Genomic DNA, 21613 nt, shown 5'->3' on the forward strand with positions numbered 1-21613 from the left:
CCACAGGAGAAGTCCTAGGCTTTGTGATGGACGAACTAATGAAGGTCGCAAGAGATTGTTTCTATAGCCCGATTTATATGAAAAAAAATCGCCCTGCCTATAAATTATCAGTCCTTTGCGATAAGGACAAGTTGGAAGATGTAGAAGACATTATCTTTTCAAACACTAGCTCAATTGGTATTAGAAAAATCGAAGTAGAAAGATCTGTTCTCGAAAGAAAGATAATAAATATAGATTATGAAGGTCTAAGACTTTCTTACAAAAAGGTTTTTCACAAGGATAAATCCTATGTATATCCTGAATACGAGTCTGCAAAAGACTTGGCAGCACAAAATTCTTTATCGATCAAAGAAGCGTTCGATAAAATGAAATTAATTTACGGAGGAAATTGTGAAAAAAATTAATTTAAGAAAATTAGCACTAACTTTAATCTTTATCTTGACCCTAACATCATGTGGGGGAGCAGATAAGAAAGAAAATCTTACAAAAGAAGAAGCAAAGACAGAAGAAGTACAAGAAACAAATGAAAAAAGTAAAGAAGAAGCCGAGGAAGGGAAACTAATATTTGAAGACGTCCTTGGTCGCACTATAGAGCTTGACAAGCCACTAGAGAAAGTCATTATCCAAGGTTCTGGTTCAGGTGGCCCATTCATGCAAATGATGTACCTAGATAAGGATAATTTCTACAAAAAAATTGCAGCCATGGATGACGGTCTACGCCAAAATAGGAATGACCTTTACCAAAGGCTTGTGGAAAAAATTCCAGAACTAGAAGACCTAAGAAGGGTTACAAACTTCACTGACAATGACTTTTCTATAGAAGACCTCTTGTCAATAGATGCTGACGGCATCATTGCCCCAGTATCCTACAAGGCCCAGCTAGATACAATTGAGGGTAAGCTAGACCTACCAGTTATATACGTTGACTACCATAGCCAAGACCTTGAGAAACACCTTAAATCAACAGAAGTTATTTCAAAGGCAACAGGTCTTGATAAAAACTTTGACAAACTCTATAACTTCTACAAGGAAAAGAGGGAATTTATCCTAGATGCCCTCAAAGATGTTGAAAACAAACCAAATGTCTACCTAGAATGTGGCCAAGACGGCGAAGTCAAATATGGTAACGCCTACGGCAATGTTATGATGTGGGGCAAAATTGTTAATGACTGCGGCGGTCACAACATAGCAGGCGATGTCCTCGAAGATAAACAAGCTAACCCTATTTCTGAAGAATTTGTCCTAAGTCAGGACCCAGACATCATAGTTCTTACTGGATCTCAATGGGTAAATAAACCAGATGCTCTAAGAATGGGCTATGACGTAACAAAGGAAGAAGTAGAAGAAAAAATCAAAAAATATAATGAAAGAAAGGGTTGGTCAAGTCTTAAAGCTATGAAAGATAAGGAAGTATTTGCTATAGGCCACAACGTTGCCCGTGATATGTCTGACTTTTATTCTTACGAAGCCCTAGCCAAGGCCTTCCACCCAGACTTATTTAAAGACCTTGATCCAGATAAAGACATGGAAGAATTCTATAAAGAATTTATGCCAATAGATTATTCTGGATGCTGGTATACTAAGTATGAATAAAAATAAGAAAATTTTTCTCCTCATTCTCCTAGCTCTGGCTATCTCTATAATAGATTTATTTATAGGTGTAGGTCAGCTTGGGGTTGGGGATTTGGCACACTTAACCGACCTACAAAAAACAATTCTTTTTAAGATAAGGATTCCTGAAATGACAACAGCCCTTATCTTGGGAATGATTTTGGGGCTTTCTGGTGCTTGTATGCAAACCATCCTTGATAACCCGCTTGCAAGTCCCTTCACCCTCGGTGTTTCATCTGCAGCAGGCTTCGGGGCCAGTCTCTTCCTCTTAATGGGAATTTCTATCAACTTTATAGCGATAGGAGCAATAGGATTTTCCTTAATAGCTATAATCTTTGTCTACCTCATCTCGAGGAGAAATTTTGCCCACACAAGCTCGATGATTCTCGCAGGTATAGCAGTTAAGTTTTTCTTTGACTCCTTAACAAGCTTGATGCAATATGTTTCTACAGATGAAACCCTATCATCTATTGTATTTTGGCTTTTTGGTTCAGTTTCAAATACCAAACCAAGACAAATTATAATCCTACTAGTATCTTTCCTAATGGCCTTTATCATTATCATCAAAGATAGTCACAAGCTAACCACCCTAAGGTTTGGAGAAGACAGGGCAAGAAGTCTTGGCGTTGACGTTAAGGGGCTTAAGGTAAGGACCTTTATGATTGTTTCAATCCTATCTTCAATTGGAGTTAGTTTTGCAGGAGTCATTGGTTTTGTAGGCGTAATCGCCCCTCACCTTGCTAGAAAAATCCTAGGCGAAGATCAAAGATACTATATAGTAGGTTCAACCCTCATAGGAGCAGGCCTCTTGGTTATATCCTCAGCCCTATCAAAAATGATAAAGCCAGGCACCATCCTTCCAATTGGTATAATTGCAAGTTTGATTGGCCTACCACTCATCTTTATATTCTTCTTTGGAGGTAGAAATGATTAAGGCAAAAAATCTTTCAATCTCCTATGACAGGAAAATAATAGATGACATTTCCTTTATTGTTGACGCTGGTAAGGTTAATATCCTAATGGGTAGGAATGGTTCAGGGAAATCAACCATCCTTAATGCCATATCTGGAATCAAAAAATTTGATGGAGAAATTATAACTGACGGCAAGGTTTCCTACCTCAACCAAAATATAAACTCCAAAATAAGATTTACCGTATTTGAAACTATCTTGTTAGGCAAGGTAGCGGACCTATCCCTAAGAATTACAGAAGAAGACGTAAGGGATGTTGAAGAAATCATAGATTTACTAAATATCCATGAATACAGAAACAAATATATAAATAGGCTCTCAGGTGGCGAGGTTCAAAAAGTTTTCATAGGTCAGGCCCTAGTAGCAAGACCAAAAATCCTCCTCCTAGACGAACCAGTAAGTGCCTTGGACTTAAAAAATCAATACGAAATAATGAGAATAATCAGAGACTTAACCTACAAACTCAAACTCACTACAATAATAAGTCTCCACCAAATAGCCCTAATCGAAAAATTTGCCGACAATATTATCCTAATTAATGATAAAAAAATCTACAGGCAAGGTCCATCCAAGGAAGTTATGGACGAAAAAATGTTCATGGACATATTTGATATGGAAACCGACATCAGGGACTTTGATGGTAATAGGCACATATATTTCAAATAAAAATTCCTCCCAACTAATGGGAGGTTTTTTCTTATTTATATAGCATAAATTATATATAATTTTCATTCATTATAGATAAAACTGGGTATCTTATTATTAGAATTATACATATGGAGGGATCTATGTTTAAGTACGAATTTATCGACGTAGTTCCTGAAGGGAGTCTTAAGGCTGGAAAAACCGATACCTTTGAAAAATGCAAGGAAATCATAAATGAAAAGGCCAAAGAAGGCTGGGAACTTGTCCAAATAGTACCGGTCACAAATGAAAAATGGTCAGCTTATTCCTTTATTAAATACACTATTATTTTTAAGGTGAATTTATAATTTTTTAAAGAGTTGGGAAAATACCCCAGCTCTTTTTTCATGCGTGAAATCACTTTAATTTTACTTATTTATTCTTATTCATTCTTTGCATCTTTAACTTGAAAATTCCCAAAAAAAAGCCAACCCTAAGGCTGGCTTGGTTTTACTCATCGTCTTTTGATAAGTCTATAAATCTCTTATTTTCATCTTCTTTTTCAGAATCATTTTCAATTTCGTTTTTATCTGATTTTTCAGTTTCACTTTCATTTTCAACTGGCTTTTCAGATTCTTCTGATTTTTCAGATTCTTCTTGTGGTTGGTTTTCTTCTTCAGAGTTTTCTAGATTTTTTACATCTACATCTGTATTTTCATCGATTTTTTCTTCGCTTACCTCTTTATTCTTCTTTCCTTCAAGAATTTCCATAAATTCTTCACCTGTTATGGTTTCTTCTTTTAGGAGATAGGCTGAGATTTCGTGAAGTTTATCGATGTTTTCCTTTAAGATTTCAATAGCTCTAAAGTGGGCGTCGGCTATGATTTTTGCAACCTTTTGATCAATCTTGTTGCCTGTGCCGTCTGAGACTATCATTGCTCTTTGACCGCCTAGGTATCTTCCTTGGATTTGCTCCAATTGCATGAAGTCAAATTCGTCGTCCATACCGTAGATTGTTACCATATTTCTTGCCATGGCTGTGGCTTTTTCTATATCATTTGACGCACCAGTGGTCTTGGTATTAAAGATTAGCTCTTCTGCCGCCCTACCACCTGCAAAGGTCACGATTTCATCGATTAACTCTTGCTTGGTCATGATATATTTCTCGTCCTTATCGACTGTCATTGTATATCCTAGGGCACCGCCAGTTCTTGGAACTATGGTTATCTTTGTAACTGGTGTTTTGTGGGTTTGGATGGCTGCTACTAGGGCGTGGCCAACTTCGTGGTAGGCTATGATTTTCTTTTGGTCATCAGAGATTACCGCATTTTTCTTTTGCATACCAGCTATTACTGTTTCGATTGATTCCTCAAGGTCTTCTTGGGTTAGCCTATTTCTGCCTTCCCTAACAGCCCTTAGGGCACCTTCGTTTACAATATTTGCAAGGTCCGCTCCAGATGTTCCTGCAGTTCTCTTGGCTATTTCTTCATAGTCTATGTTTGTTTCTTTTTTAATTCTCTTAGCGTGGACTTTTAGGATATCCTCACGGCCCTTTAGGTCAGGAAGTTCGACTTGGACTTGCCTATCAAACCTGCCTGGTCTTGTTAGGGCTGGGTCTAGGATTTCCGGTCTATTTGTTGCAGCAAGTAATACTACTCCTTCTGCCGCATCGAAACCGTCCATTTCGTTTAGTAATTGGTTTAGGGTTTGTTCACGTTCGTCATTTCCAGAGTATCCTGACACGTCACGCTTCTTACCAATTGCGTCAATTTCATCTATAAAGACAATACATGGGGCCTTTTCCTTGGCTTGTTTAAATAAATCTCTTACCTTAGATGCTCCCATACCAACAAACATTTCCACAAATTCAGATCCTGAAATAGTGAAAAATGGTACCTTGGCTTCGCCAGCAACTGCTTTTGCAAGTAGGGTCTTACCAGTTCCTGGAGGGCCTACAAGTAGGATTCCCTTTGGAACTCTAGCTCCAATTTCCTTATACTTACCTGGATTGTGGAGGAAGTCAACAATTTCTGCCAAACTTTCCTTGGCTTCTTCTTGGCCTGCCACGTCTTTGAAGGTTTTACCTGTTTCATTTTCCATGTAGATTTTGGCATTGGATTTACCAAAATTCATGAAATCAGAACCGCCTCTGCCACCCATGGTCTTTGATAAAGACCTTGATGCGAAGTAGAAGATTCCGATTAGGAAAATAAATGGAAGGACACTTGTAAGGAAGAGTGACAAGTATGGATTCATCCTTGTTTCTATTTCCTTGCCGAAAATCAGCTTATCATTGCGTTTTTGAGCTTTCAAAAGCCTTTCTGTAAGGTCTGTGTCTTCCCAAAGACCTGTTTGGTAGGTCTTTTCTTCCCCTTCAACCTTTGCTTTGAAGGTGTATTTTAAATTGTCCTTATTAACTTCAGTTACTTGGTCGTTTTCAATCATCTCTACAAACTGGCTGTAGGATACTTCTTTGGCCCCGTCTTGTTGAGCAATAGGGCTAAAGACATATGAAAATATGAAATAAATTATTATGGCACCTATCCAATAATAGAGTAGGGGCCTATTTTTTCTTGGTTTTTGGTTCATATAGATCTCCTTGATATATATTTATCAAGTAGTATGTCAAGTTCTCTTAGCTCTTCGACTATTGTTTCTAGGTTCACATCCACAGCGTCATCTGGGAATTCTTCCCTTATCTTGTAGAAATATTCTCCAAGCTCCTTGCTTGCAGCGATTCCTGTCTCGGTTAGCCTGACATTGACCACTCTTTCATCTTCTTCACTTCTTATCCTATCTACAAAGCCTTTTTTCTCAAGCTTCTTGCAGATATTAGAAATATTGCCACCTGTGACCCCTATGGCCTTTCCAAGATTACCTATTGATACGTCCTCATTAGCAGAATAAAGGGCAATTATTATCTTTAGTTGGAGAGGGGTGAGGTCTAGACTGTTTGCTGTATCTTGGAGCAACAAGTCTATTTTATGTGATATTTCCCTAATCATTGAGAATATAGTATTGTTAAATTCAAAAAAGTTTATGTGTTTATCTGGCATAGCTACCTCCTATATACTAATTATTTTACATATCTTAAATTTTATGTCAATATAAAAAGCTATATTTTACACCTATTATATATTTATCAATTTTTACTAGCGAGATAAGACGCTGCCTTAAGGGCTGCAACCTGGCCCTCGCCGACAGCTTTCATGATTTGATAAGGCTTGCCAGTGATGTCTCCAGCCGCAAAAAGCCCCTTGATAGATGTGGATGTATCCTTATTTGTAAAGATATGATTATCTTCCATTTTTATACCCGGCACTAATCTTTCTGCCTTTGACGAATCTTTTTCTATAAAAAATCCATCAGCAAGGATTTCTTTTCCAGATTTAAAGATGAGTTTCTCTGCCCTGTCAGTCCCCTCAAAGCCAAGAGGAATCTCTCCTTCGATTAAATCTATGCCTTCATTTAAAGAAACTTCCTTACCTGTCATATTTACAAAAACAAGACTTCCCACAATCTCTGAAGTGAAATTTGCTTCTGCTACAGATTCATCATTATAACCGATAACCACGACTTTCTTTCCCCTATAAAGGGCTGAATCGCAAGTCGCACAGTAATTTACACCCTTGGCAAAAAACTTTTCTTCATTGGCCAAATCTTTTTTAAGCTCAATGCCACTTGCCATTATGACAGCCCTTGCTTCTACCATTTGACTTTCATTTTCAATTTCAATAGCAAAATAAGATCCCATGGCATAGATAGTTTTAACCTTCCTGGTATCTCTTTTGATTTCAAAATCTTTTAGGGAATCCTTAAAAGCCTGGTTTAGGTCAGCTCCAGTAACATCAGAAAAGCCCAGATAGTTCGAGATTTTCTTAGTTTTAACTAGCTTTTCAGAATCTTTCCCAAAAAGAATTACCGATTTATTCCTTATTTTTGAATTTAAAGCGGCGCTAAGTCCTGCTGGACCCGCGCCGATTATTGCAATGTCATAGGTCATTATATGAATTTTGCCATTTCCTCTTTGAGGTTTTCTTTTGGGTGGAAGCCGATTAGGTTGCCCTTTAAAACCCCATCTTTAAATATTAATAAAGAAGGAACTGCGTTTATATTGTATTGGGCTGCGATTTCGTTTGACTCATCCACATCCACTGTGTAGATGTCATAGTCAACTTCTCCTGCTAATTCTTCAAGGATTGGCGCTTGCATCTTGCATGGACCACACCAAGTTGCAGAAAAATCTACAAGGCAAAGTCCTGTGCCATTTTCTACCTTTTCTCTAAATTCAAATGTATCTAATTTTTGCATATAAGCTCCTTTATTTCTTAATTATTCTGTTCTACCAGACCAGCTACGTGGTTAACTGGTAGTGAATATATTATACCCTTTCCTTGGCTTCTCAAATCCATTTGGTCATAAATTTCCTTTTGAATTTTTTCTGCCATGTCTTTTTTAACAAGCATGATTACCAAATCTTTTTCTGGTTCTATGTTCATTGACAAGAACAACTTGCTTTTGACTGCTTCTCCTGAACCCCTGCCGTGGATTACTGTAGCTCCCCTAGCTCCGTTTTCTTGGGCTATGTGGATGGCTTTTTGGCCTTGGTGTCTGCCGACAATTACATATAAACAAACATATTCCATATTATTTTCTCCCTCTAATGATGTCGAAAATGCCACAGCTGAATTGACCGCTTGTAGCTTTTCAGATATTTCTCCTATTATTTTCTTTACAGACTCTTCTTCTATAAGGGCTGTAACTATTTCCTTTTTTGTCTTATCTATGGCAAGGGCTGATAAAATCTCGCTTGGCGCAGAGCCTTCGCCATAAAAACATCCAATGGCACTAGCCCCGTTGTCCTTTAAGATATTCATAAATTTAGATCCCTTACCCCTTGGTAAGATTATTCTTAATAATTGCATTATCTCGCTCCCTTATACAAATTGCCCATTATCATAATGGTTAAAACTGGCATCATGGCTACAAAGGAGATTACTCCAAAGCCGTCGGCAATATTACCTGCAACTCCTTGGCAAAATGCCAAAATGAAAGTCGCTGTCATAGGTCCTGATGCTACTCCTCCCGAGTCAAAGGCTATACCAACAAAGATTTGATCAACCCTCCTTGATAGGATGAGTGAGATTAAAAATCCTGGCACAATTAGCATCCAAAGGGCAAAACCTTCGATCCTTATCCTGAAAATTGCAAGCATAACTGCAAAGGCAACCCCGATTGATAGGGCTATTAGGATGTTTTTTCTAGAAATAGAACCACCTGTGACGTCTTCTACCTGTTCGGATAAGACGGCCACCGCTGGTTCTGCTAAAACAACCAAAAGTCCTAGGACAAAACCAATTAATGGCAAGAATTTGCTATGAGATAAGCCTTCTCCCATAACCCTAGCAAGGTCCATAAAACCACCCTCAACGCTGGTTAAGAAAAGTATTAGGCCAAGATAGGTATAAACAAGTCCCAAGCTGATTGACTTTAATTCGTCTTTTTCTATCTTAAAATACAAATAGTTCATTATATAAAATACCAAAGCGATTGGCACTATTGCAAAAGTGGAATTGATAATGCCTGACATTAGTGGAGTGTGGGCCGCATGATCTGCTAGAATTTCTCCGCCGCCGCCTGAAAATAGACTCATCAAAAGGCCTGCAAGTATTGGGCCTGTTGAGGCAAGTCCAACAAGGCCAAAGGAATCATCCTCGCTTTTTTCTCCCTTTAAGTTGGCAACACCAAGACCAAGGGCGATTATAAATGGAGTTGTCATGGCACCTGTGGTTGCACCTGAGGCATCAAAGGCTATGGCGTGGCCCATTTCTTCTGTAAAAATCATTAGGATAAAAACTATCCCATAGATTAAGCACATCATTGTTGATAGGCTAATATCCTTAAATACCCTATAAAGGCAAAAAGAAATCATTATTCCCACTCCAAGGGAGATAATCATTACTATGACCTAGGCAGGGATTCCTATGGCGGTTATGACTTCTCCTGCAAGTATTAAAAGGTCTGGCTCTGCGATTGATATAGTAAAACCAATAAAAACTCCAAAAACAATTACCTTTATAATCCTATCAAATCTTGCAAGAAATTCTCCCATAATTGAGCCAATTTCTGATACTGATATTTCTACACCTGTTAGAAACACCCCGAGACCAAGGATTACTCCAACGCATCCCAAAAAGAAATTAACTAAGAGTCTACTTTCTACCCCTACAAAAAATTCAAAATCACAACTAGGATGGCTATGGGCACTACTGATTTGGAGGTGTTTTTTATTTCATCTATAAATATAAGACTGACCTTCTTTCTTAGAATTTTATAAAAAAAGAGCAACCTAATAGATTGCCCTTAAGTTCTTATTTTTATTTATTAGCTGCTGCTTCAGCTGCTTCTCTTGCTCTTTCGGCTGCTTGCATAGCTGTAATTATAGCTATTTCATACACATCTTGTGCTGAACAACCTCTTGAAAGGTCGTTAACAGGTGCGTTAAGTCCTTGGAGTATTGGTCCTAGGGCCTTATAACCACCAAGTCTTTGAGCTATCTTATAGCCGATATTGCCTGCTTGTAGGTCTGGGAAGATAAATACGTTACACTTACCAGCCACGTCAGATTGTGGAGCTTTATTTTTAGCTGTTTCAGGATCAATGGCTGCGTCAAATTGGATTTCACCAACGATTTTAATTTCTGGATTTATTTCTTTAGCAATTGATGTTGCTCTTGCAACCTTTGTTGCGAGATCGTGGTGGGCGGAACCAAAGGTTGAGAATGATAGCATTGCCACATATGGGTCAAGACCAAAAGTCTTTGCTGTATGAGCTGTTTCTACTGCTACTTCTGCAAGTTCGTCCGCTTCTAGAGTGATGTTTACTGCTGTATCGGCAAATACTAGTTGTTCTCCATCTGGTCCTAGCATTACCATTACACCAGAAACTCTCTTCCTGCCTGGAATTGTTCTAATAATTTGTAGGGCTGGTCTAATTGTGTCTGCTGTTGTATGGATAGCACCTGATACAAGTCCGTCTGCGTATCCAAGTTTTACTAGCATAACGCCAAAGTAGTTTAGATCCCTTCTTAGGATAAATTCTGCTTCTTCTCTATCGATTTTGCCTTTTCTAATTTCTGTAAAGGCATCAACCATTTCATCAAATTTTTCATATGTTTCTGGATTTAAAATCTTGATATTTGATATACTTTTGCCTAGTTTGTCTGCTGTTTTTTGGATTTCTCCTTGGTCACCTAATACAAGTGGGCTTATTAGTCCTTCTTCTTGGTGCTTGATAGCAGCCTCTAGTACTCTTGAGTCACTACCTTCTGGTAAGACTATGGTAAGGTTTTTTCCTTTTATAGTATTAATAGCTTGTTCTAGAATTCCAATGTTTGCCATTAAATCCTCCTTGTTTTTTACTACTTTTATTATATTGTTTTCTATTTATAACGCTAGTTTTTTTGCAAATTTTTTGCAATTTTATCTTTTAGCTTTATTGAGGGCCTGGTTTTCTGGTTCAGATAATTCTTCCTTTGCAGATCCATTTGCAATTTCTTTTAGGTAAACATTAGCCCCATCAGCACCATAAATGCTTGTTAAGATAATTCCATTGTGGAAATTATCTAGCATGCAAAGAGCGAAGGATAATTCACGAGATTGGCCTTCAAAGGCATCAAAATGAACAACTGCCATATTTGATACAGCCCCCATAGTTGTATCTTTAGCGTCAGCCGCAGTCCTATTTATATTTCTAAGCTCCTTGTATGAGGATTCAATTTGGTCATTTAAATTATTTAATAATTCTTCAATATTCACATCTGGGTCGTTTCCTCTTAAGAGGTGGTCGTATCTTTGTTTTTGTCTACGAGTCCTATCTTGGAGTCCTTTTAGCATTGCAAATTGCAAGATTACAATTAAAGCCAAAAGACCCATTCCTACATATATTCCTGTCAAGCTTTCCTTCTTTCTATAATATTTCTATTATTTTGATATAATTTGTAAGCCTCTTTTAAGGCTTGATCTAGATCATACTTATAAGACACACCATCGAGGTTTGCCTTTATAGTTGGTACTGTAGCCTTCATTGCATTATAGAGAATCTCATTTGCTATTTCTCCGTCAGCTAGGGTTGAGGCTTTTCCATGTTCTAGGTAAAAGGCAAGAATTTCAAGTGCCTTACTTGCTAGAGTATTAAGTCTCACCTGAGGTCTTGCCGCGTCAATATAAAATTTATCGTCGATTGGTTCCTTCTTTTTGTATTGGTCAATCAAAAGATTTGCGTAGTAAATATCTTCATCAGCGCATTTTACCAAAAGGTCCGAAATTTCTTCCATAGTCTTGCGATTTTCTCTGGCTTCTTCTTTTAGATTTCCCCAGTCGTTTCTTTCCATCATAAGCCCTAAGTTTAAGGCAAGATTTGCACTTAGGATTACAATGGCTCCGCCACCTGGTTTGGCGTTTACCTTTCTAGTTTCCTCTATTAATTCTCCTACCTTAAGGTCGTTAATCTTCATAGGAAATCCTGTCGTAAATTTTTTCTATATCTTCTATAGAATAGCAATCGATAACCACTTTATAGGCATCCTTGGATCTTTCGATGGCAACTTTTGTTGCTAGTTTATCCATGAATTTCTCCTCAAAATCGTCAAATAAAAGTGAGTCCAGGTTTGGAAGTTTTTCACTTTTTTCCTTCTTCTCTTCTTTTTTTGTTCCTATTTCTTTTTTGCCAGATAAATCTATAAAGTTTCTGCGAGGAGTATCTTTTTCTTCTCTAGAAATTTTCTCTACATCACGGACAACCGCCTTCTTATTTATATAATCATCAAGGGCCTGAGCTCTTTTATCTACGTCGCTTAAAGATAAGAGGCTTCTTGCCTGTGATGGGGAGATAGTTCCCTGGCTTAAGGAAGATTTTTCATCCTCATTTAATTTTAATAACCTAATTGTATTTGCAATATAGGAGCGAGACTTGCCCATTTTTTTGGCAATCTCATCTTGGGTTAGGCCGAATGAGTCTGAAAGTTTTTTGTAGGCAAAGGCTTCTTCGATGGCTGAGAGGTCTTCTCTTTGGACATTTTCTATCAAAGATAAAACTTCAATATCTTTTTCTTCATAGTCTTTCACAATGGCGTCTATACTTTGAAGACCATTTCTTAAGCTCGCCCTGTACCTTCTTTCACCAGCTAGAATTTCGTAATAATCATCAACCTTAGTAACTGTAATCGGATTTAAAAGGCCGTATTCCTTAATAGAAAGTGCCAAGTCTTCTAGGGATTTTTCATCAAAATCTGTTCTTGGTTGACCTTGTCTAGGCCTAACTTTATCAATTGGCAAACTTTGAATTTTTGCAAAATCTAAAATTTCTTCTTTTTCTTCTGGCCTTTCTTCTTTTGAAATCTTCTGAGCCTCTTCTTGTTTTATTTCTTCTTTAACATCTGGTATTAGAGAACTAAGGCCCCTGCCAAGTGATCTTCTGTTGGTCATAAATCCTCCTAAATATTTTTAATTAGCTCGGTAGCTAGACTGATATAGGCCATTGCTCCTTGGCTTTTTGCATCATATTCTATGCCAGATTTGCCGTGAGAAGGTGCTTCTGCAAGCCTAACATTTCTAGGAATCATTGTCCTAAATACCTTATCTTTAAAGAATTTTTTTACTTCCTCGACAACTTCAAAGCTTAGTTTGGTCCTCTTATCAAACATAGATAGGAGAACTCCCTCCACATATAGGTCCTTGTTCAAACTTCCCTTTACAAGTTCAAAGGTATTCATAAGTTCGCTTACACCTTCAAGGGCATAGTATTCTGTCTGAATTGGGATAATTATAGAATTGCTTGCCACAAGAGAGTTGATTGAAAGTAATCCTAGGGATGGTGGACAATCTATAAGGATAAAATCATAGTCCTTTTTTATTTTACCTATTATTTCCTTAAGCTTTTGAGTCCTTCCAAGTGGGTCAAGGTCAACAAGTTCTACTTCTAGACCTGATAGGGCTGCTTCTGAAGGGATTAAGTCAACACCAGATTCTGTTTTTATAATATATTGGTCAAAACCTTCAAAAATATAACCCCCACTATTTGAATTCGAATTTTTTTCTCCATCTTTAGTTAGGTCAATATATCTTTTGCCAGAATTATCTAAACTCTCTTCTGATTTTTCTTCATGAATTTCTTCAGGCTTATTATCAGAAGTTTCTTCAAGATTAGCTTCTTCTTCAGCTTTTTTTCTTTCCTCCTCTTCAGCTAGGATGTAGAAAAGATCGTAGATAGATGTGTCTGCCTTGTTTTTATCTATTCCTAGACCTGTTGTGGCATTGGCCTGGGGATCCATGTCAATTACCAATACCTTTTTGTCAAGGTAGGCAAGTGCCACTGCTAAATTTACAACCGTGGTTGTCTTTCCAACCCCACCTTTTTGGTTAAATACTGATATAGTTTTCATATTCACCTCTCACTATTAATATGCTCATGTCAATTAACTTATTTTTTACAACTCGTCTGACCTTGTTGCGATCTCCCTTTGCACTTATCTTTCTTATATACTTCTTTCCCTTATATAAGACACCTGCGTAGGCTATTCCCAAATGAGCATAGCCTGTAGTGGCAAGGCACAAATCTGAACCTGTCGCTTGCCTTAAACCATCAAGCATTTCTCCTGCAACTTCTGGACTTACTACGTCATATTTTTCAATTGTTTCATATGAAACATTTAGTAATTTATGCTTGATTTCATTGGCATAGGTTATATAGGATTCTTTTATAACATCACTTGCACCAGCCACATCAATAATTGATGAAGCTACAAGCCCTCCTGTTATAGATTCAGCAGTGGAAATATATTCACCCTTTGTTCTTAATTCGTCTATTAGAACTCCTTCCCTGGACTTTTCTTCTGTTGTCAAAAGGAGAGGGCCAAAAACTTCTTTTACTTTATTAACTCCCTTATATAAGGAAGCTTTTAAATCTTCTTCACTTTCACCACTAGCTGTGACCCTTAATTCCACACCTGTAGTTTTAGCATAGGGACTGATGGTTGGATTTGAACCCGACAAATCAATCCTACTTGCCACATCCCATTCACCCAAAAGACCTATTTTGCAATTTATAGATCTTATCATAAGGTCGGTGTGGATTCTTGGCACAACTTCCTTGTCAAACATATTTTGCATTTCATTTGGTGGACCAGGCATTAAAACAAATTTTGTCACATCTCCCATTATGCAACCTGGAGCTGTTCCTTGGTCATTTTTAAGTATAGTTGCAGATTTTGGGAAAATTGCCTGTTTCTTATTTACAGTCATGGCTCTTTTCTCATCGTTGAAATATTTTTGTAATTCCTCATAAGATTCCTGGTCCAAAACCATCTCATCTTCTAGACCCAAAACCTTAACCACAGTTTCCTTGGTAATGTCATCTTCTGTTGGCCCAAGACCTCCGCTAATAAAAACATAGTCGTACTTGCCATTAGCTTCCTTTATGGCTTGATAGAGTCTTTCTGGATTATCTCCAACTGTCACCATCTTATATAAATTTATGCCCAAGTCTTGGAGCCTTTCGGCTATAAACTTTGAATTTGTGTCAAGAATTGAACCAAGTAGGATTTCTGTACCCACCGAATATATTATTGCTTTCATATAACTTCCTTAGTGTTTCACGTGAAACTTTTCTATTTATATTTTACTCCTATTGAATGTAAATTCTAATTTTGGGAAATTAAAAAACACCTAGGCATTTCGCCTAAGTGTTATTAAAGAATATATTCCTATTATCAAAAATGCTGTGTATATACAAATTCCAACCGGACTTAAACCTTGGTCTAAAAACGGAATCATGGCAAGTATGTTGTTTGTAGCATGAACTATTATAGAAGCTTTTATCGATCTAGTTTTGTAATATACATAAGCTAGGACAAGGCCCATGAAAAAGGTGTTTGGACTTTGAATTATATTAAAATGATAAAATCCAAATATTAAAGCAGTTAAAAATATTGTGGTCTTTGTCGAAGATTCTTTTTTGATTTCTTCAAACAAGACTCCCCTAAAAAGTAATTCTTCAACGAGAGGCGCATCTATTGCAACTACCAATAATATAACAATGCCATCTATCAGTCCTTTTGCACTAAAGGCTTTTTCTAATAATTCCATGGCACTATTTAATTGATTTGTGCCTGCAAAAACCTTTATTATTAAGTTAACAAAAATTTGTCCAAAACCAACCGTTCCAAGTCCTACTCCAAATAGAGGGATAGGATTGCTAATTTTTTCATTTAAAATAAATGGTCTATCCAATTGATTTCTATAGGTCTTATCTCGCTTTTCTATATAAAAATATAAAATTGTTAATTTAATTAATTGGCCCACCAAGAGCCCATAGACAATATAATCAGAAGCTTTTAGAATGTCCCCATCCATTATTCCTGCAATTATACTTGGTATGGTCGCTCCTGTAAAAACATCTATTATAACATTCGCAAATAGAAAGGATATTATTATGAATAAAACTTTAATTCCTTTTTTAAATCGCTCCATAAATCCTCCTTTGTTTCATATGAAACATTATAGGGGTTTCCTTTTTGGAAGGTTTTGACCCCTTGGATAAGTCTTCTTACAAGACCTGACTTTTTTGACAATCACATTTACTCTTTCATTGCCATCAAGGTCAAGTTCTTCCATTTTTATGACCTCTCCACCCAAAATCTCAAGGGCATTGGCCGCTGCTTTCACTTCCTCATCAGCCTTTGGTCCTTTGAGGGCGATAAAAAGTCCACCGACTTTTACAAATGGCAGGCAGAGTTCAGAAAGAGTTGACATATTGGCAACAGCTCGAGAAACAACCACGTCGAAAGCTTCCCTATTTTCTTTAGCAAAATCTTCCGCCCTGGTGTGGATAGCCCTGGCATTTGATAGTCCTAAGATTTCTATTACTTCATTCATGAAATTAACCTTTTTATTAACTGAATCTATCAAGGTTAAATCAATATCTTTTTCTATCCTAAGTGGGATACCTGGAAAACCAGCCCCAGCGCCCAAATCCAAAACCTTATCGCCTTCCTGAATGTAATCCAAAACTGTAAGGGAATCCTTAAAGTGTTTTAATTCTATTTCAGAAGGATCTGTTATTGTTGTAAGATTGGTGTGTGAGTTTACTTCTAAAAGGTAATCTGTATAGGCCTTATATTTCTTATCCATAGAGTTCTCCAGTCTTAAGCCTAATTAAAAGCACATTTATATCCGCAGGGCTTACTCCAGATATCCTTGAAGCTTGGCCAATAGAATCTGGTTTGATTTCATTAAGTTTTTCTGCAGATTCTTTCTTGAGGCCAGGTATCTTTGCATAGTCAATATCATGGCTTAGCTTTTTGCTCTCAAGCTTTTTAAATTTCTCTATATCCTTAAGCTGTTTATTGATGTAGCCTTCGTATTTAATCTCAGTTTGAACACTCATCCTTATATAAGCAGGAAGGTCAGCTCTTTCAGGGTCGAAAACCACTGAATTTTCATAAGTGATTTCAGGTCTTTTAATCAGCTCATAAAGTGTTAAGCCATTGTTTAGTGGAGTTGACCCAAGTTCTTCGAGAGCCTTGTTAGTTTCCTCTTTTGGTGTAAGCATAATTGCCTTGAGTCTTTGAATTTCACCTTCAATTAGTCCACGCTTATCTACCATTTTTTGATAACGCTCGTCAGACACAAGGCCAATATCGTGGCCTTTCTTAGAAAGCCTTTGGTCGGCATTATCTTGACGCATGGTTAGCCTGTACTCACACCTAGATGTCATCATCCTATATGGTTCGTTGGTTCCTTCTGTAACTAGGTCGTCAATTAATACTCCTATATAGGCATCAGACCTGTCCAGGATAAACTCTTCCTGGCCTTTTATTTTAAGGGCGGCATTGATACCTGCAACCAAGCCTTGGCCAGCTGCTTCTTCATAGCCTGATGAACCGTTGATCTGACCAGCAAAATATAAACCTGAATAGGCCTTAGATTCCAAAGTTCTTTTAAGTTCCCTAGTGTCAATCATGTCATACTCAATGGCATAGGCAGGTCTTATTATATTTACGTCCTCAAGACCAATTATTGTTTTGTAAAATTCCATCTGGACTTCTTGAGGTAGGGAAGATGATACGCCTTGGACATACATTTCATTTGTAGTAAGACCTTCCGGCTCTATAAAGACTTGGTGGATGTCCCTATCAGGAAATCTCACCATCTTATCTTCGATTGACGGACAATATCTTGGTCCAATTCCCTTAATCTTGCCCCCATAAATTGGTGACCTGTCGAGGTTATCCATGATGATTTGTTTTGTTTCTTCTGTTGTGTATGTTAGGTAGCAATCTTCTTGGTGCCTGTCAGAATAATCCTTGCCTTCATTTAAAAATGAAAATGGAATTACTTCCTTATCGCCAGGTTGGACTGTTGTTTCCTTGTAATTTATAGAATCCCTGTGAACTCTGGCAGGAGTTCCTGTCTTGAATCTACGAATATTAAAACCCATTTCTACTAAGCTATCAGTTAGATATGTCGCTGCAGAAAGGCCGTGAGGACCACTAACTTTTTCATAATCGCCTATTAGGATTTTTCCGTTTAGGTAGGTCCCAGTACAAATTATAAGGGCCTTAGTTTCATAGATTGCCCCTTGAATTGTTTCACATGAAACAATTTTTCCGTCCTGGTAATTTATCTTGTCTACTTCTTGTTCAAATAAATCTAAGTTTGGTTCATCTTCCAAAACTTTTTTCATCTCTTCGTGGTATTTTCTTTTGTCAGCCTGCACCCTTAGGGAATGGACAGCTGGGCCCTTTGATGTATTTAGCATCCTTGATTGGATAAAGGTCTTGTCGATATTAATCGCCATTTCCCCACCCAAGGCATCTATTTCTCTAACTATATGGCCCTTGCCTGTTCCTCCGATATTAGGATTGCAAGGCATGTCTGCTATTGATTCCATAGATGTAGTTAAGACTAGGGTCTTCATTCCAAGCCTTGCAGCTGCAAGACCCGCCTCACAACCAGCGTGGCCTGCACCAACAACAACTACATCATAGGATCCTGCTTGATATTTATTTTCCAACGCAAAACTCCTTAAATACTTTATCCATAATTTCTCCCGACACGCTTTCACCGATAATTAGACCCAAATCTTCATATGCAGAAGACAAATCAACCTCGCAAGCATCTATTGGGATCCCTGCCTCCATATCATTTAACGACGTTTTTATCTTTTCTTCCGCTGATTTTAAAAGCCTTTCGTGTCTGGTGTTTGTAATTAAAACTGATTCTCTGTTTATTTCCTTAGTATCAAAAATATCCCTGATTGTATCTTCGAGTGTCCTAATCCCCATTTGGTCAACCATTGAAGTTTTAATAATAGGAATGTCTACATCGAAAATATTCTCGTTAAACTTCCCGTCAAGGTCTGCCTTATTTAAGATTATAATGGCGTTTTTCCCTTTGATTAGGTCGAGGATTTTCTCGTCTTCCTCGTCAAAATCTCTCGACATATCAAAAATCGCAAGAATAAGGTCGGACTGGTCAACAAGTTCAATTGACTTATCTACACCGATTTTCTCAACCAAGTCATCCGTATCCCTAATACCGGCTGTATCATTAATCTTAAGTGTAAAATCTCCAAGGGAAATATATTCTGTAATCAAATCCCTGGTTGTCCCCGGTATGTCAGTAACAATGGCCCTATTTTCATCCAATAGGACGTTTAAAAGCGAGGATTTCCCCACATTTGGTTTGCCGATGATTGTGGTATTTATCCCGTCTTTTACAAGCTTGCCCTTGTTTGAAGTAGAAGCAAGTTCGTCGATTTTTGCCTGAGCTTTTTTGATGTAGGCTGTGATGTCAGATACAGGTAGGTCTTCACCGTCTTCTGTGAAATTTATCGAATACTCAAGACGGGCAAGACCCTCCTTGAGTTCTGTCCTGATTTCTCTAATTTTTTTAGTCAGTGAACCTTGAAGTTGGCTTATACCTTGGCTTGCTGATAATTTATTTGTCGAATTGATTATATCAAGAACTGCCTCTGCCTGGGAAAGGTCAATTCTGCCATTTAGGAAGGCTCTTTTTGTAAATTCCCCTGGCTCTGCAAGGTCAGCCCCCTTATCTAGAAGGAGGTTTAAAATCTCCCTTACAGCCACAAAAGATCCGTGGCAGTTTATCTCGCACACGTCTTCTCTGGTATAAGTCGCAGGTGCCTTCATAAAGGCAACCATAACCTCATCTACAATCTCTCCGTCATTTCCAATAATGTGGCCATAGCGAAGGTACCTATTGTCTTTGTCAGGATCAATAGGTCTTTTGTTAATCGGCCTAAATATTTCATTTATAGTGGCAAGGGTCTTATCCCCTGTCATCCTCACTATCGAAATCCCACCAGTGCCCGCTGGAGTTGAGATAGCTGCTATTGTCTTTGCCATAAATCCTCCTTATGCTTTTAGTGATTGTCCACTACTTTCACTAGTGGTTTGTAACATAAAGATTATAGTGGAAATTGGCATTTTGTCAACATTAAAGCTTGACTTATAGCCATTTTGCTTGGATTGATAAAAATAAATGTAAAATTTCCCTATTTTTCCCAAAAAAATCCGCAAAACTCGTTTATTTTCTTGGTTAAATATGATATATTAGAAGTAACGAAGATTTTTTGGAGGAATTATGAATTTATCATCACTGTCTTCCCTACAATGGAACCTCATCGCAGGAGGACTTGCAATATTCTTATTCGGTATCAGCCTAATGGGCGATGCCCTAACTAACTTTGCAGGACCCAAGATGCGAGGTCTGGTTGAAAAATACACCTCAAACCCAATTAAGGGTGTCCTTGTAGGTATAATAATCACAGGACTAATCCAGTCCTCATCAGCAACCACAGTTATAGCCATATCCTTTGTAAGGGCTGGCATCATGAGCCTAGAACAGGCCATAGGAGTCACCCTCGGAGCCAATATCGGTACAACTGTCACATCAATCTTAATCGGTTTTAACCTAGGATATTTTTCCTACTTTATAGCCCTAATTGGTGTTTTGATATTTATGTTCGCATCCAAGAGGAAAAACAAATACATAGGTGAAATTTTTATAGGTTTTGGCCTTCTATTCATAGGTCTTGAAATGATGGGCGGATCCCTTGAAGAACTAAAAAATATCCCAGGATTTGAAAATATTGTTACAAGCGTTGGCAGAACACCAATACTTGGAGTATTAATAGGTGCTGCTCTTACAGCCCTTATCCAATCATCATCTGCCTTTATCGGTATTACCCAATCACTTTACGCATCAGGCGCCATAAGCCTAGAAGTGGCTCTAGCCCTAATGTTTGGTGCTAATATAGGAACATGTATCACAGCCATCCTTGCAAGTCTTGGAGGAAGCTTGTCAGCAAAAAGGACATCCCTCTTCCACATACTATTTAACGTATCGGTCTCAGTAATATTTTTAATATTATTAAGCCCATACGAACAACTAGTAAAAACTATAGCGACCGCCACAAATGCTAGCGACCTAATGACCATAGCTATAGGACACTTCACCTTTAACTTCATAGGAATGATCATCTTCCTACCATTAATAAAGGTCGTAGCAAGGATACTAAGAAAGATAATCCCAGGCAAGGACTCAATCCTAACCGACCTAGGAAACATCGAACTAGACGAAAGATTAATCTCAGCCTTCCCAGCAGCTGCCCTTTCACAAACAAAGACAGCCATAATCCAGGAATCAGTAGTAGCCCTCGAAAACATCAAGGCAACCAAGTCCTACCTAAACACAAAGGACAAAAAACACTACGACACAAGCAAGGAAGCTGAATCTATGGTCAACGACATGGACACTAAAATCCAAGCCTACTTGCTAAACCTAGCCCAAAACCAACTCCCACCTGAAATCGAAAGAGACATGCAAACCTATCTGCAAGTACAAATGAACGTCGAAAGAATCTCCGACCTAGCAGAAAACTTAGCAGACTACTACCATGAAATCTACGAATCAGGCACAGGCTACGGGGAAGAAGCCGTAAAAGACCTAAACGACATCTGCGATTTGGTAATAAACAACATAGTATCAGCTATGGAAATCTATGAAGACATAGACCTAGCCAAATTCAACAAGCTAACAGAAGATGAGGCAGCCCTAGACCTAATGGAATTAAATCTAAGAAAGAGCCATTACGGTAGACTTAAAAAAGGCCTAGACATGACAACCATGGCCTCCTACGTCTACAACGACATACTCTCCACCATGGAAAGAATCGGTGACCACGCCTACAACATAGCCAGGGTCACAATAGAACCAGTAAAGACCCACACCGGCTACCATATCGAAGGCGAAGAAAATATGAGTCTATTTTAAAATTAAAAAGACTGGCCCAGAATAAAAATCCTTCCACAATCACCAGAGAAA

At 37.9% G+C, this 21613-nt stretch carries 22 protein-coding genes and 1 pseudogene; 6 read left to right on the top strand and 17 right to left on the bottom strand.

What is annotated here, in order from left to right; all coding sequences use genetic code 11:
• The first annotated feature begins 26 nt into the window (after positions 1-26).
• The 5 genes from K8P03_RS11205 to K8P03_RS03495 all read left to right on the top strand — a co-directional run bounded on the left by K8P03_RS11205 (position 27) and on the right by K8P03_RS03495 (position 3574).
• Positions 27-404: a LarC family nickel insertion protein gene (locus K8P03_RS11205; protein WP_263285041.1), complete on the top strand. Its 378-nt coding sequence runs from the start codon at positions 27-29 to the stop codon at positions 402-404.
• The gene (locus K8P03_RS03480) at positions 391-1593 is read left to right on the top strand and encodes an ABC transporter substrate-binding protein (RefSeq protein ID WP_223418318.1); all 1203 of its coding nucleotides are present in this window, start codon (positions 391-393) and stop codon (positions 1591-1593) included. Before K8P03_RS11205 ends, K8P03_RS03480 begins: the two co-directional genes overlap by 14 nt.
• Positions 1586-2545, top strand: coding sequence for a FecCD family ABC transporter permease (locus K8P03_RS03485; RefSeq protein WP_223418319.1), 960 nt, complete (start codon positions 1586-1588; stop codon positions 2543-2545). The genes K8P03_RS03480 and K8P03_RS03485 overlap by 8 nt, the downstream gene beginning before the upstream one ends.
• A complete protein-coding gene (locus K8P03_RS03490) occupies positions 2538-3248 on the top strand; it encodes an ABC transporter ATP-binding protein (RefSeq protein ID WP_223418320.1) in 711 nt (236 codons plus the stop codon). Before K8P03_RS03485 ends, K8P03_RS03490 begins: the two co-directional genes overlap by 8 nt.
• A 122-nt stretch (positions 3249-3370) precedes the next feature.
• Positions 3371-3574: a DUF4177 domain-containing protein gene (locus K8P03_RS03495; protein WP_223418321.1), complete on the top strand. Its 204-nt coding sequence runs from the start codon at positions 3371-3373 to the stop codon at positions 3572-3574.
• 142 nt (positions 3575-3716) lie between these two features.
• Here K8P03_RS03495 and ftsH read toward each other — a convergent pair whose 3' ends face one another.
• The 17 genes and pseudogenes from ftsH to mnmE all read right to left on the bottom strand — a co-directional run bounded on the left by ftsH (position 3717) and on the right by mnmE (position 19632).
• On the bottom strand, positions 3717-5795 hold the full coding sequence (ftsH, locus tag K8P03_RS03500) for an ATP-dependent zinc metalloprotease FtsH (RefSeq protein WP_223418322.1): 2079 nt from the start codon (positions 5793-5795) through the stop codon (positions 3717-3719).
• Positions 5792-6262, bottom strand: a complete 471-nt coding sequence (locus K8P03_RS03505; protein ID WP_223418323.1) for a MarR family winged helix-turn-helix transcriptional regulator — start codon at positions 6260-6262, stop codon at positions 5792-5794. The genes ftsH and K8P03_RS03505 overlap by 4 nt, the downstream gene beginning before the upstream one ends.
• Before the next feature lie 86 nt (positions 6263-6348).
• Entirely contained in the window at positions 6349-7209 is an 861-nt protein-coding gene (locus K8P03_RS03510; protein ID WP_223418324.1) for an NAD(P)/FAD-dependent oxidoreductase, read from the bottom strand.
• Positions 7209-7517 (bottom strand): thioredoxin, encoded by a 309-nt coding sequence (gene trxA / locus K8P03_RS03515; RefSeq protein WP_223418325.1) that lies wholly within the window; start codon positions 7515-7517, stop codon positions 7209-7211. Before trxA ends, K8P03_RS03510 begins: the two co-directional genes overlap by 1 nt.
• Positions 7518-7534: 17 nt before the next feature.
• Positions 7535-8131 (bottom strand): P-II family nitrogen regulator, encoded by a 597-nt coding sequence (locus K8P03_RS03520; RefSeq protein WP_223418326.1) that lies wholly within the window; start codon positions 8129-8131, stop codon positions 7535-7537.
• The gene (locus K8P03_RS11265) at positions 8131-8859 is read right to left on the bottom strand and encodes a DUF1538 domain-containing protein (RefSeq protein WP_317847413.1); all 729 of its coding nucleotides are present in this window, start codon (positions 8857-8859) and stop codon (positions 8131-8133) included. The genes K8P03_RS03520 and K8P03_RS11265 overlap by 1 nt, the downstream gene beginning before the upstream one ends.
• A gap of 51 nt (positions 8860-8910) precedes the next feature.
• A pseudogene (locus K8P03_RS03530) lies at positions 8911-9399 on the bottom strand (DUF1538 family protein); the annotation flags it as partial.
• Positions 9400-9583: 184 nt separating this feature from the next.
• Positions 9584-10606, bottom strand: a complete 1023-nt coding sequence (gene pta, locus K8P03_RS03535) for a phosphate acetyltransferase (protein ID WP_223418327.1) — start codon at positions 10604-10606, stop codon at positions 9584-9586.
• An 81-nt stretch (positions 10607-10687) separates the two neighbouring features.
• A complete protein-coding gene (locus K8P03_RS03540; protein WP_223418328.1) occupies positions 10688-11161 on the bottom strand; it encodes a DUF4446 family protein in 474 nt (157 codons plus the stop codon).
• On the bottom strand, positions 11158-11721 hold the full coding sequence (locus K8P03_RS03545) for a cyclodeaminase/cyclohydrolase family protein (protein WP_223418329.1): 564 nt from the start codon (positions 11719-11721) through the stop codon (positions 11158-11160). Before K8P03_RS03545 ends, K8P03_RS03540 begins: the two co-directional genes overlap by 4 nt.
• Positions 11711-12691, bottom strand: a complete 981-nt coding sequence (locus K8P03_RS03550; RefSeq protein ID WP_223418330.1) for a ParB/RepB/Spo0J family partition protein — start codon at positions 12689-12691, stop codon at positions 11711-11713. The genes K8P03_RS03545 and K8P03_RS03550 overlap by 11 nt, the downstream gene beginning before the upstream one ends.
• An 8-nt stretch (positions 12692-12699) precedes the next feature.
• A complete protein-coding gene (locus K8P03_RS03555) occupies positions 12700-13647 on the bottom strand; it encodes a ParA family protein (protein ID WP_223418332.1) in 948 nt (315 codons plus the stop codon).
• A complete protein-coding gene (locus tag K8P03_RS03560) occupies positions 13625-14839 on the bottom strand; it encodes a CinA family nicotinamide mononucleotide deamidase-related protein (protein WP_223418335.1) in 1215 nt (404 codons plus the stop codon). The genes K8P03_RS03555 and K8P03_RS03560 overlap by 23 nt, the downstream gene beginning before the upstream one ends.
• 90 nt (positions 14840-14929) lie before the next feature.
• Complete coding sequence (locus K8P03_RS03565) at positions 14930-15733, bottom strand: CPBP family intramembrane glutamic endopeptidase (RefSeq protein WP_223418338.1); 804 nt, start codon at positions 15731-15733, stop codon at positions 14930-14932.
• Between the two features lie 27 nt (positions 15734-15760).
• Positions 15761-16393, bottom strand: a complete 633-nt coding sequence (gene rsmG / locus K8P03_RS03570) for a 16S rRNA (guanine(527)-N(7))-methyltransferase RsmG (RefSeq protein ID WP_223418340.1) — start codon at positions 16391-16393, stop codon at positions 15761-15763.
• Entirely contained in the window at positions 16386-18278 is a 1893-nt protein-coding gene (mnmG, locus tag K8P03_RS03575; protein WP_223418341.1) for a tRNA uridine-5-carboxymethylaminomethyl(34) synthesis enzyme MnmG, read from the bottom strand. Before mnmG ends, rsmG begins: the two co-directional genes overlap by 8 nt.
• On the bottom strand, positions 18268-19632 hold the full coding sequence (mnmE, locus tag K8P03_RS03580; RefSeq protein ID WP_223418342.1) for a tRNA uridine-5-carboxymethylaminomethyl(34) synthesis GTPase MnmE: 1365 nt from the start codon (positions 19630-19632) through the stop codon (positions 18268-18270). The genes mnmG and mnmE overlap by 11 nt, the downstream gene beginning before the upstream one ends.
• Before the next feature lie 238 nt (positions 19633-19870).
• On the opposite strand from mnmE, the gene K8P03_RS03585 reads away from it, so the two are divergent.
• The gene (locus K8P03_RS03585) at positions 19871-21562 is read left to right on the top strand and encodes a Na/Pi cotransporter family protein (protein ID WP_223418343.1); all 1692 of its coding nucleotides are present in this window, start codon (positions 19871-19873) and stop codon (positions 21560-21562) included.
• Positions 21563-21613: the final 51 nt, after the last annotated feature.

Source organism: Anaerococcus murdochii (assembly GCF_019957155.1).
GTDB classification, from domain to species: Bacteria; Bacillota; Clostridia; order Tissierellales; family Peptoniphilaceae; genus Anaerococcus; species Anaerococcus murdochii.